Source organism: Deltaproteobacteria bacterium, from assembly GCA_016875225.1.
GTDB lineage: Bacteria > Myxococcota_A > UBA9160 > SZUA-336 > SZUA-336 > VGRW01.
This window is the reverse complement of the sequence record VGRW01000098.1, coordinates 1-11,127: the sequence shown is the minus strand read 5'-3', so window position 1 is coordinate 11,127 and position 11,127 is coordinate 1. Positions and strand designations below refer to the sequence as shown.

The following is an 11,127-nucleotide window of genomic DNA, read 5'->3' as shown; positions in this document are numbered from 1 at the left end:
GCTTCGGTTCGCGAATCAGGGGCGCCACTCGCTCCCAGTCCCGATCCGTGAGGTCCACGCACCTCCCCCTTCGAAAGGGGAGACGAGTCTCGCGTCAGCACCCGCTGCCCGAACTCGCGTTGGCTACACCGTAGCGCAACATCTATTTTGGGACCGCTTCTAGGGGCCTTCCTCACCGGCCACAGCGTCCGCACCTCGGTGCAGGCCGGCATGGCACTCGCGCAGATCGGCGAGTTCTCGTTCATCATCGCCGGCCTCGGCCTGTCGCTTCAGGCGACCGGCGAGTTCCTGTACCCGATCGCCGTCGCGGTTTCGGCCGTCACGACCCTGACGACGCCGTGGCTGATCCGCGCCTCGGATCCCTTCGCCAACTTCGTCGACCGCAAGCTGCCGCGCCCGCTCCAGACGTTCGTTTCGCTCTACGCAAGCTGGCTGGAGCAGATCCGCAGCGGGCCGCAACGAGCGACCACAGGTATCCGGATCCGCCAGCTCGTCTGGCTGCTGCTGCTTGACTTCGCCCTGCTCACCGCGATGGCGATCGGAACGGCCGTCTCCTTGGAGCCGATGGCAACCCTGGCCGAAGTGCGGCTCGGGCTCGACACGGAGATCGCTCGGGGTGCGATCGTCGCGCTCGCGCTCGCGCTCGCTCTGCCGCTCTTCGCGGGCATAGCGCGCGTTGCGCAGCGACTCGGACTCACACTCGCGGAAGCCGCGCTGCCGCTGGCGCTCCGAGGCCAGGTGGATACCGCTGCGGCGCCGCGCCGCTCGCTCGTCGTGACGCTGCAACTCGCCATCGTTCTCGTGATCGGCCTTCCGTTTCTCGCGGTGACACAGCCGCTGCTCGGGAGCGCCTACGCCCCGGCGCTCTTCGCGCTGCTGCTCGCCGCGCTAGCGGTCCCCTTCTGGCGTGGCGCAGCGCATCTCGAAGGCCACGTTCGAGCGGGCGCGCAGGCGATCGTCGAGGCGATCGTCGCGCAGGCGCACAAAGGCGGCGACCCCCGGTCGGCGGGCGGGTGTGCAGGTGCGCCGCCGGCAGACGCGCTCCGTCTGATCCGCGAGCTGTTGCCGGGACTGGGTGAGCCCACCCCCGTCGCGCTGGACGAGGGCAGCCCAGCCATCGGGCGGTCGCTGGCCGAGTTGAACCTGCGCGGCATCACCGGAGCGACCGTTCTTGCCATTGCGCGCGGGGCCGAAGGAATCCTCGTTCCCACGGCGCAGGAGGTGCTGCGGGCCGGCGACGTGGTTGCGCTTGCGGGGTCTCAAGACGCAATCGCCGCCGCGCGAGATCTGCTCACACAGCGCCCGTAGCACCCGGTCGTCGCGATCGCCGTCGACCGAAGGCGGTCTGCGCGAACGCAAGCGCCACGCAGATCGGGGATCGCGCGAGCCTCCGTCCCGCGACACGGCGTAGGACGACCGAGGTTCGCGTCTCAGGCCGAGTCGTCGAGCGAGCGCTTGCCGTCACCGGCCCTCGCTCCGGCGCGCGCGAACACCGCCACCAGCGCCAGGAAGAGCGTGTAGGCGGCGTGGGCGAGCGAGACCGCCGAGGAGTCGCTGAGCGAGGGCACGGCGGCTCGCCACGTGGGCTCGGCGGCGTTGATCGAGGCGTGGAGCAGCGCGACGATCAGCACGCTGCCATGCGTTGCCTGCAGGACGCGCCCGAAGATCAGCGAGTACGCGATACACAAGCCTGGGAACAGGAGGAAGCGCGTCACGCCACCCGCTCCCTCGTTCGGAAGCAGGAGGTCCGGCGCGCTCCAGAGCGCCCAGATCACGCCGACCGCCAAGCTCGCAGACACGACGCTCCGGCGTCGCTCGAGCATGGACTGCAGGAAGCCGCGCCAGCCCAGCTCCTCGCCGAATCCGCCGCCGAGCGCGAGCTGACTTGCGATGAGCGGGAAGAAGGTCGCGAAGCCCGCGGTGTCGACCGGGGAGTAGGGCCGGACCGCGGCGATGTAGGCGAACGCGATCCACCACAGCAGCACCGGCCCGAGCAGCGCGATCCCGTACCAGTACGGTTCGACCCGCCAACGCAGCGCCTGCGACACCAGCGCGCGTAGCTCCGCGCGGCCGCCGCACAGCCATGCGGCTCCGAGCCCGGCCAGCGACGGCGCGAGTCCCGCTGCGACGCGAAGCGCCTCGCCCGCGTTGCCGCCGAGCGCGCGGCCGAGCAGCTCGAGGCTCCAACCGAAGCCGAACGCGAGCGCGACGAAGACGAGCACCGGGTGCCGGGACACCGACTCAGCCAATGCCGGGAGCGCGGATCTCGTCCGGCCGGGTCGCGGGCAGCGCGCAGACCTGGCCGCGACACAGATATGCGGTGGGTGCGCCGGCGCGCTGTGAGCGGCCCTCGAGCAGCTCGGGCGCGAGCCAGGCGGGCGGGGCGCCGGGATGCACGATCACGACCGCGTCCTCGGGGCCGAGCAGGGCTCGGGCGCGGGCGGCGAGCGCCTGCGTTCGCGCGTCGCCGGGGTCGCCGAGCACGAGCGCGAGGCCGAGGCCGGACTCGTGCAGCGCCGCCGCGCGGGTCAGCGTCGGCAGATAGAGCGGCGCGCGCGAGGCGACCGGCCCCTCTCGCTCGAGCACGGCCTCGGCCACCTCGCGCAGATCGCCGCGGCCGGTGAGCTCGACCAGCCGCAGCAGCGCCAGCACCGCGAGGCCCGCGGCGGCGGGGGTCGCGCCGTCGCCGTCGCTTCCGGGGCGAAGGATCAGCGTCGCGTCGCGGGTCGGGGTGAAGAAGAGCTCGCGCGCGCTCGCGTCGTAGAAGCGCGCGCGGAGCTCGTCCGCGACGACGAGCGCTCGCTCCACCCAGCGCGGATCGCCGTCCGCGCGGTGCAGGTCGAGAAGCGCGAGCGCGAGCGACGCGTGGTCGTCGAGGAAGGCGGGGATCTTCGCCTCGCCGTCCTCGTACACGCGGCGCAGATCTCGCCCGCCGTTCGACATCCGCGCCAGCACGAACTCCGCAGCGCGCGCGCCGGCGGCGATCCAGTCGGAGCGCGCGAAGCTCACGCCGGCGGCCGCGAGCCCCGAGATCGCGTAGCCGATCCAGGCGCAGACGTTCTTCCGGTCGGTCGCGGGCGCGACGCGCAGCGAGCGCGCCTCGAAGAGCCGCCTGCGCGCCTCGGCGAAGCGCGGTCGTTCGCCGGCCAGCCCGTGCGCGAGCACGCTCTTGCCGCTGTGCTCGAACGTGCCCTGCGGCTCGATGCCGTACGCGTCGCAGAACTCGGCGCCGGGCTCGGGCCCGAGCACGGACGCGACCTCGTCCGGCCCGAAGACGAAGAAGCGCCCCTCCTCGCCCTCGCTGTCCGCGTCCTGGCTCGAGTAGAAGCCGCCGGCCGGATCGCGCATCTCGCGCTCGAGCCAGGCGATCGTCTCTTCGGCCGGCCAGCGCAGGCTCTCGTTCGCGGAGAGCCGGTACGCCTCGGCGTACACGCCGAGGAGCTGGCCGTTGTCGTAGAGCATCTTCTCGAAGTGCGGAACCAGCCAGCGCTCGTCGGTGGAGTAGCGGTGGAAGCCACCGCCGAGCTGATCGAAGATCCCGCCGCGGGACATCTTCTCGAGCGTGAACACCACGTGCTCGAGCGCGTCGCCGCGCGCGATGCCGAGCCGCGCGGCCGCGAGCACGGCCGCAAGGTTCGTCGGCGTCGGGAACTTCGGCGCGGCGCCGAAGCCGCCGTGCCGGCGGTCCGCGCGCGCCATCAGCTGCCGCACCAGGATCGAGAGCGACTCGCGATCGAGCGGGTCGGGGGCGGTGACCTCGGGCCGCGCGTGAAGGGCTTCGAGCACCTGCTCCGCGGCCTTCCTCACGTCGTCGCGCTGCGAGGTCCAGGCGCGCGAGACCGCGAGCACGACTTCGGCGAAGCTCGGCCGGTTGTGGATGCGGCGCGGCGGGAAGTACGTGCCGCCCATGAAGGGCCGGCCGTCCGGCATGCAGAAGACGTTCAGCGGCCAGCCGCCGGAGCCGGTCATGCGCTGGATCGCCTCCATGTAGATCTGATCGACGTCGGGGCGCTCCTCGCGGTCGACCTTGATCGCGATCACGTGCTCGGCGAGGAGCCGGCCGACGGCCGGGTCCTCGAACGACTCGCGCTCCATCACGTGGCACCAGTGGCACGACGAGTAGCCGATCGAGACCAGCACGGGCTTGTCCCGGGCGCGCGCCTGCGCCCACGCCTCTTCGCCCCACGGGTACCAGTCGACCGGATTTGCGGCGTGCTGCCTCAGGTAGGCGCTGCTCTCGCGCGCCAGCCGGTTCGCCATCAGACGAATTCGGGCGGGCGCGCGGCGCGGATCCAGCTCTCGTAGTCGCGGAACGAGACCTTCTGCTGGCGCTCGCGCACGCGCGCGAGAAGCGCGTCTCGCGCCGGGGCCGCGAGCGGCTCGAGCTCACGCACGCGCTCGGCCAGCGACAGGTAGTGGTCGCGCACGTGCTCGCCGACGTGCCGCGCGTGTTTTCGCGAGTCGACGATGTTGCCCTTGCCGGTGACGACGTTTCCCGCCGCGAACAGGGTGGGGAAGTCGGGCAGCCGGCCGAGGTCCCAGTCCGAGTAGCCGTAGAGCTCGCCCTTCATCGGCACGCCCGCGATCGGCTCGGGAATGCTGCCGATCGAGCTGATCACCTGCGAGCCGCGCACCTCTTCGAGCTCGTCGGTCTGCACGAGCTTGCCGCCCTCCATCCGCGTGACGGCGAAGCGCATGCCGGCCACCCGGTCGTTCTCGATCAGGAGCGAGTGCGGCGCGCGAAGCGGGCGCACCTTGAACAGGAACTTCGAGGTCGCCTTCTCGAGCATGTTCGCGCGCGTCTTCTCGATCTTCGCGCGCGTCTTCTCGTCGGCGCCGTCGGGCATGCTAACCAGCGGCATGTCCTCCGGGCGGCGGCGGTAGAAGAGCGTCGCGCCCTTGAAGCCGAGCTGCGCCCAGCCGAGCCCGTGCTTCTCGAGCTCCTTCGGAATTCCCTTCACCTCGAGCTCTTCGAGGTCGGCGTGCACGCCGCGCTTCTCCAGCGCCTGACGCGCGAGCTCCAGGTTGATCGCCTTCGAGACGTCGATCGAGGCCAGCCCGCCGCCGACCACGATCGTGTCGTCCAGCGCCTCGTAGCGGGTGCCGGAGAAGCCCGCCTCGTGGCGGTGGTTGAACCAGTAGATGAACGGGTTCTGGTAGACGAGGCCCTTGCCCAGCCACTTCTCTGCGTCGGGCACCGAGAGCGGCCGGTCGCGCCAGGCGCCGTTGGCCAGAACCACGCAGTGGAAGCCCCAGGACTCGGCGAGCTCGCGCAGGTCGATGTCGCGGCCGACCCGCGTGCACGGCACGAAGTGCACGTTCGGCTGGCCGAGCTTCGTGTCGATCGCCGCGTACTCCTTCGCGCGCAGGCCCGCGTGCCAGCGCGGCAGCCCGTCCTCGACCTTTCCGTACGGCCGCGCGTTCTGCTCGAACACGACCGTGAGGAAGCCCCGCTTGGCGAAGATGTCGGCCGCCTCCGCGCCAGCAGTCGCCCCCCCGATCACCGCGACCGCAAACGATCCATCGTCACTCATGGTCCGCGATTCTACCGCAGCCGCTTTTGACACGACGGCGCGTGCTGCATAGCCTCGCGCTCGTGACGACTCCCTCGGCGCAGCGCGCGCGCAGGCCCCGCGTCGCCGCCGTCTTCTTCGACTTCGGCGGGACGCTGTTCAGCTACCGCCAGGTGGGCATGGACACCGGCCGGCTGGTCTACGAGGCGGTGGGCCGGCTCGGCGTCGAGGCCGAGCCCGGGCGGATCGGCGCGGCGTACCGCGAGGCGATGCGCGACGCGTACCTCGCGCTGCAGGAGCAGCCGTACTACCTGCACCGGGAGCTCTTCTCGGACACCTGGCGTCGCTTCGCGCGCGGGCTCGGCGCCGAGCCGCGCGCGGACTGGGTCGACTGGCTGATCGAGAGCCAGCGCGGGATCGTGACCGAGAAGTTCGAGCTCCGCGAGGACTGCCTGGCCACGCTCGCGGAGCTGCGCGCGTCCGGTCTTCGCGTCGCCGTGGTCTCGAACATCGACGACGACTACCTGCACCCGATGATCGAGCGCGCGGGGCTCGCGGACCTGCTCCACCACTGGACCAGCTCCGAGGAGGCGCGCTCGTGCAAGCCCGACGCGGCCATCTACCGCTACGCCTGCGCGAAGGCGAGCTGCGAGCCGGAGCGGGTGCTTTTCGTCGGCGACTCGCCGGAGCAGGACATCGCCGGCGCGCGGGCCCTCGGCATGGTGACGGCGCTGATCCGCGAAGAGGACGCTCCGCCGCCCGGCAGCGGCGTCGGGGCGGCCGGCTCGCCCCACCACCAGATCTCGCGTCTGTCGGAAGTGCTCCCGCTCGCGCTGAAGTGACCCAAGTTTTTTGGCCAATTGCTCGACCTGTAGTTCCAGTGGCGTTAACATGCGCCGCGACTCGCACCCCGTGGATGCGAGCGCCGCGCCAGTTGTCTGCCGAGGAGTAGTCGATGCGCGCTTGGACGGTTCGCGAAGCCTCTGAGCTGTACGGCATCCCGTATTGGGGTGGGGAGTATTTCTCCGTGAGCTCGACGGGGGACGTGCTCGTGCACCCCAACGGGCCGGGCGCCGCGCACGTGAACCTGCCCGCGCTGGTCGCGGAGCTGCGCGGGCGCGGACTGCGCACGCCGCTGGTGATCCGCTTCTCCGACATCCTGGCGAGCCGCGTCCGGCACATCTCCGACTGCTTCGCCCGCGCGATCGGCGAGTACGAGTACAAGGGTCGCTACCGCGGCGTGTACCCGATCAAGGTCAACCAGCAGCGCCAGGTGGTGGAGGAGCTGGTGAACTTCGGGCGCCCCCATCATCTGGGGCTCGAGGTCGGCTCCAAGCCCGAGCTCCTGGTCGGCCTGGCGACGCTGGACACTCCCGGCGCGTTGATCATCTGCAACGGCTACAAGGACCGCGCCTACATGGAGCTGGCGCTGCTGGCGCAGCGGCTCGGCCGCTACGTGGTGATCGTGCTCGACCGGCCCAACGAGCTCGACACGCTGATCAAGATCAGCCGCGAGCTCGGCATCCGGCCGCACATCGGCGTGCGCGCGCGCCTGGCGAGCAAGGGCGCGGGAAAGTGGGCGGAGTCCTCCGGCGACCGCTCGAAGTTCGGGCTCTCCGCCGAGGAGCTGATGAACGTCGTGAACCGGCTCCGGCACGACGACATGCTCGACTGCCTCGAAATGCTGCACTTCCACAGCGGCTCGCAGGTCACCGCGATCCGCGCCCACAAGGACGCCTTCCGCGAGGCGTCGCACATCTACACCGAGCTGCACAAGCTCGGCGCGCCGATGGGGCTGCTCGACGTGGGCGGCGGGCTCGGCGTGGACTACGACGGCTCGCAGACGAACTTCCATTCCTCGATGAACTACACCACGCAGGAGTACGCCTACGACGTGGTGAGCGCGATCCGCGACATCTGCGACGAGAAGGCGGTGCCGCACCCCGACATCGTCACCGAGGCCGGACGCGCGCTGGTCTCGCACGCGTCGGTGCTGATCTTCGACGTGCTCTCCGTGGACGGCGCGCGCACCAGTCCGCAGCCCACGCAGCCCGGCGCGGACGACCCGAAGGTGCTGCAGCAGCTCTTCGAGGTCTTCGGCTCGATCTCGGGCCGCAACGTGCAGGAGTCCTACAACGACGTGCTGCAGCTGAAGGAGGAGGCGACCACCGCGTTCGCGCTGGGCTACCTGGACCTGCAGACGCGCGCGCGGATGGAAGAGCTCTTCTGGGCCTGCTGCGAGAAGATCCTGAAGATCGTGCGCGAGATGACCTACGTGCCCGACGACCTGCAGCGGCTGGAGCGGCAGCTCGCGGACAAGTACTACGGGAACTTCTCGGTGTTCCAGTCACTGCCCGACTCGTGGGCGATGAAACAGCTCTTCCCGGTCGTGCCGATCCACCGGCTCGACGAAGCGCCGCTGCGGCGCGGGACGTTCGCGGATCTGACCTGCGACTCCGACGGTAAGGTGAGCGAGTTCATCGACCTGCGCGACGTGAAGAACGTGCTCGAGCTGCACGCGCCCAACGGCCGCCCGTACTACATCGGAGTCTTCCTGGTCGGCGCCTATCAGGAGACGCTGGGCGAGATGCACAACCTGTTCGGCGACACCGACGCGGTTCACGTGAAGATCTACGAGGACGGCGGCTACACGGTCGAGCAGGTGGTGCAGGGCGACGCGGTCGAGCAGGTGGTGCAGTACCTGGGCTACGACCGCCGCGCGCTGGCCGAGTCGGTGCGGATGGCGGCCGAGACCGCGATGCGCGAGGGACGGCTCACGCTCGAGGAGTCCGCGCTGCTGCGCCGCCGCTTCGAGCAGGGCATGAGCGGCTACACCTATCTGGAACAGGAGTCCTAGCGCGATGCAGATTCATGGAATGGGCGCGGTCGTGACCGGCGGCGCCTCGGGGCTGGGCGGCGCGACCGTGCGCGAGCTGATCGCCGCGGGCGCGCGCGTCGCGATCCTGGACCTGCCGCGCTCCGCCGGCGAGAAAGTCGCAGCCGAGCTCGGCCGCGGCACGATCTTCTGCCCCTGCGACGTGACCCGCGCCGACGAGGTGCAGGCCGCGGTCGACCGCGCGGTCGCGGAGTTCGGCGGCATCCGAATGGCGGTGAACTGCGCGGGCATCGGCTGGGCGCAGCGCACCGTGACCAAGGACGGCCCGCACGCGATCGAGCCGTTCGTGAAGGTGCTCGAGGTGAACGTGGTGGGCACCTTCAACGCGATCCGCTTCGAAGCCGACCGCATGAGCAAGAACGCCCCCGACGCCGACGGCGAGCGCGGCGTGATCGTGAACACCGCCTCCGTCGCCGCCTACGACGGCCAGATCGGCCAGGCCGCCTACTCCGCGTCGAAGGGCGCGGTGGTCGGCATGACGCTCCCGATCGCGCGCGACCTGGCCTCGCTCGGCATCCGCGTGGTGACGATCGCGCCCGGCCTCTTCGACACGCCGCTCCTCGCCGGCCTGCCCGAGCCCGCCCGCCAGGCGCTGGCCGCCAACGTCCCGTTCCCGCGCCGCCTCGGACGGCCCACCGAGTACGCGCACCTCGCGCGCACGATCATCGAGAACGGGATGCTGAACGGGGAAGTGATCCGCCTCGACGGCGCGATCCGGATGCCGCCGAAGGGGTAGGGGCGTTCGTCGGGGCCGTGCGCCGGGGCGCACCGGATGGGGGTCTCCTCAGCGGTGCCCGGCACAGCCGACCGCTTCGTCGCCCCCCATCCGGCGCGCCCCTGCGTTCGGGCGGGGTCGCAGCCGCAACCTTGCGACCGTTTTCGTGATCAAAACCTGACCAGCCGGGGAGCACGGCCGTCGGCTCGCCAGCTCGCAGGTGCCAACAAACACCGCGACGAGTCACCAGCCCGACAGAGTCGCGAAGCAGTCGCGGTTCCGTTGACCGGCTCTGGGCTTCGGAACACGATGCCGGAGCTGCGCCGGGGCGTCGGCGGAGCACATCACAAGTTGGACGGACAAACTAGGGCCAAATGCTCTACGAAGATCCTGAACTCTACGACGCGCTCCTTCCGGCTTCGCGGGACCACGTGCAGTTCTACGACCAGCTCGCGGGAGTCCACGGTGGTCCCGTTCTCGAACTCGCTTGCGGCAGCGGTCAGCTGATCGTGCCGCTCGCTAGCAAGGGACGACGAGCCGTCGGGATCGACAACTCTCCCCAGATGCTGCAGGCAGCGCGCCAGCGTGCGGCTGCAGTAGGCGTGCACGTCGAACTTGTCGAAGGTGACATGCGGAACTTCGACTTAGGGGAGCGGTTCTCGATGATCTTCATCGCACGGAACTCGCTCCTTCACCTAAGCGCCACAGCCGACTTCGCGGGGCTTTTCTCGTCGGTGCGGCGGCACCTCGTTAGCGGCGGAGTCCTCGCGTTCGATGTCTTCAATCCGACGCTGCGGACGCTCGCTCGCGAGACTGGAGAGCGGTATCCCGTCATGCGCATCTCCTCCCCTTCCCACGGAGAACTCACGGTGGAGGCGACCAACGGCTACGACGCTGCGACCCAGGTCAACCGAGCGACGTGGTACATCTCGACGCCGACTCAGCGGGATGCGTGGGTCTCGCCTCTGCACCTCAGATCGATTTTCCCGCAGGAGTTACTCTCGTTGGTGGCTGCGAACCGGTTCAAGCTCTTGAGCCGACACGGCGACCTCCGAGGAAGCGAATTCACCGGGACGAGCCCGCGACAGGTCTGCCTTTGCCAGCCCGACTGATGGGGAACGACGCCGTCCCACAAGGCGTTGCAACGGACGGGAGCATCGGTCGCTTCGCTCCCTCTTGCGCCCGCCGATGAACGCCAGGACGTTGGACAGCTAGATGGAAGTGCATGGCGGTTCCTGACTTCCAATCGCTGATGCTGCCGTTGCTCAAGCTCCTCGGCGACGATCGTGAACATCGATTCGTTGATGTCGTGGAGGCCTTGGCCGATGAGTTTGGTCTTTCCGAAGATGAGCGCTCCCAGATGCTCCCGAGCGGCCGTGACAGACTGGTTCGAAACCGTGTTGGTTGGGCACGGACCTACCTCGGGAAGGCTGGACTTCTTGGCGCAGCGCGCCGCGGGTTTCTTCAGATCACCGATCGCGGCCGGGAGGTGCTTGCGAGCAACCCTGGCAGAGTCGACATGAAGTTCCTGGAGCGGTTTCCGGAGTTTCAAGAGTTTCGCGAACTCCGCCACATGCGCTCGGACTCCCTGCCTGTGAACGTCAGCCCCTCTGTCGCCCCGACCTCCGCCGACGCTACACCGGAGGAGGCTCTGGATGCCTCCTACCAGAGGCTTCGTGGAGAACTGGAGTCGGAGATTCTCGATCAGGTCAAGGCTTGCTCTCCGTCGTTCTTCGAGCGCCTTGTCGTGGAGTTGCTCGTCAAGATGGGATACGGCGGTTCACTAGTTGATGCGGGCCAGGCGGTCGGCCGAAGTGGGGACGGAGGAATCGACGGCATCATCAAGGAAGACCGCCTGGGCCCTCGGTGGCCACCTAAAACCGGCCAGTGAGGGCGGGCTGAAAACCGGCCAGTCGAAGGGAGCGCGTCCGGGACGTTGACAGCGCGGGGCCCGATCGGGTCCACCGCGCGGATGAGCAACGTCTTGGCGAAAGAGAAGCGAG

Annotated in this window: 9 protein-coding genes; 6 read left to right on the top strand and 3 right to left on the bottom strand. The window is 69.6% G+C overall.

What is annotated here, in order from left to right; translation table 11 throughout:
• The first annotated feature begins 144 nt into the window (after nt 1-144).
• Nucleotides 145-1,308 carry a hypothetical protein gene (locus FJ108_16335; protein MBM4337455.1) on the top strand — a complete coding sequence of 388 codons (1,164 nt, stop codon included), beginning with the start codon at nt 145-147 and terminating at the stop codon, nt 1,306-1,308.
• Between the two features lie 122 nt (nt 1,309-1,430).
• Here FJ108_16335 and FJ108_16330 read toward each other — a convergent pair whose 3' ends face one another.
• The 3 genes from FJ108_16330 to FJ108_16320 are packed head-to-tail and all read right to left on the bottom strand — an operon-like array spanning nt 1,431 to nt 5,534.
• Entirely contained in the window at nt 1,431-2,393 is a 963-nt protein-coding gene (locus tag FJ108_16330) for a CPBP family intramembrane metalloprotease (protein MBM4337454.1), read from the bottom strand.
• Nucleotides 2,242-4,260, bottom strand: a complete 2,019-nt coding sequence (locus FJ108_16325) for a thioredoxin domain-containing protein (protein ID MBM4337453.1) — start codon at nt 4,258-4,260, stop codon at nt 2,242-2,244. Before FJ108_16325 ends, FJ108_16330 begins: the two co-directional genes overlap by 152 nt.
• Nucleotides 4,260-5,534, bottom strand: a complete 1,275-nt coding sequence (locus FJ108_16320; GenBank protein MBM4337452.1) for a hypothetical protein — start codon at nt 5,532-5,534, stop codon at nt 4,260-4,262. The genes FJ108_16325 and FJ108_16320 overlap by 1 nt, the downstream gene beginning before the upstream one ends.
• Between FJ108_16320 and FJ108_16315 the strand changes: the two genes are divergently transcribed.
• The 5 genes from FJ108_16315 (at nt 5,519) to FJ108_16295 (ending at nt 11,015) form a co-directional block, all read left to right on the top strand.
• Nucleotides 5,519-6,355, top strand: coding sequence for an HAD family hydrolase (locus tag FJ108_16315; GenBank protein ID MBM4337451.1), 837 nt, complete (start codon nt 5,519-5,521; stop codon nt 6,353-6,355). The two genes, FJ108_16320 and FJ108_16315, sit on opposite strands and share 16 nt — an antisense overlap.
• A gap of 113 nt (nt 6,356-6,468) precedes the next feature.
• The gene (speA, locus tag FJ108_16310; protein MBM4337450.1) at nt 6,469-8,370 is read left to right on the top strand and encodes a biosynthetic arginine decarboxylase; all 1,902 of its coding nucleotides are present in this window, start codon (nt 6,469-6,471) and stop codon (nt 8,368-8,370) included.
• Between the two features lie 4 nt (nt 8,371-8,374).
• Nucleotides 8,375-9,145: a 3-hydroxyacyl-CoA dehydrogenase gene (locus FJ108_16305; protein MBM4337449.1), complete on the top strand. Its 771-nt coding sequence runs from the start codon at nt 8,375-8,377 to the stop codon at nt 9,143-9,145.
• 353 nt (nt 9,146-9,498) lie between these two features.
• Nucleotides 9,499-10,236, top strand: coding sequence for a class I SAM-dependent methyltransferase (locus FJ108_16300; protein ID MBM4337448.1), 738 nt, complete (start codon nt 9,499-9,501; stop codon nt 10,234-10,236).
• 113 nt (nt 10,237-10,349) lie between these two features.
• The gene (locus FJ108_16295; protein ID MBM4337447.1) at nt 10,350-11,015 is read left to right on the top strand and encodes a restriction endonuclease; all 666 of its coding nucleotides are present in this window, start codon (nt 10,350-10,352) and stop codon (nt 11,013-11,015) included.
• Nucleotides 11,016-11,127: the final 112 nt, after the last annotated feature.

Excerpts from the sequence above, each read along its gene's own strand:
- FJ108_16300 (MBM4337448.1), top strand. The coding sequence starts at position 9,499 with ATGCTCTACGAAGATCCTGAACTCTACGACGCGCTCCTTCCGGCTTCG.
- FJ108_16325 (MBM4337453.1), bottom strand. The coding sequence starts at position 4,260 with ATGGCGAACCGGCTGGCGCGCGAGAGCAGCGCCTACCTGAGGCAGCAC.
- FJ108_16295 (MBM4337447.1), top strand. The coding sequence starts at position 10,350 with ATGGCGGTTCCTGACTTCCAATCGCTGATGCTGCCGTTGCTCAAGCTC.
- FJ108_16305 (MBM4337449.1), top strand. The coding sequence starts at position 8,375 with ATGCAGATTCATGGAATGGGCGCGGTCGTGACCGGCGGCGCCTCGGGG.
- FJ108_16320 (MBM4337452.1), bottom strand. The coding sequence starts at position 5,534 with ATGAGTGACGATGGATCGTTTGCGGTCGCGGTGATCGGGGGGGCGACT.
- speA (MBM4337450.1), top strand. The coding sequence starts at position 6,469 with ATGCGCGCTTGGACGGTTCGCGAAGCCTCTGAGCTGTACGGCATCCCG.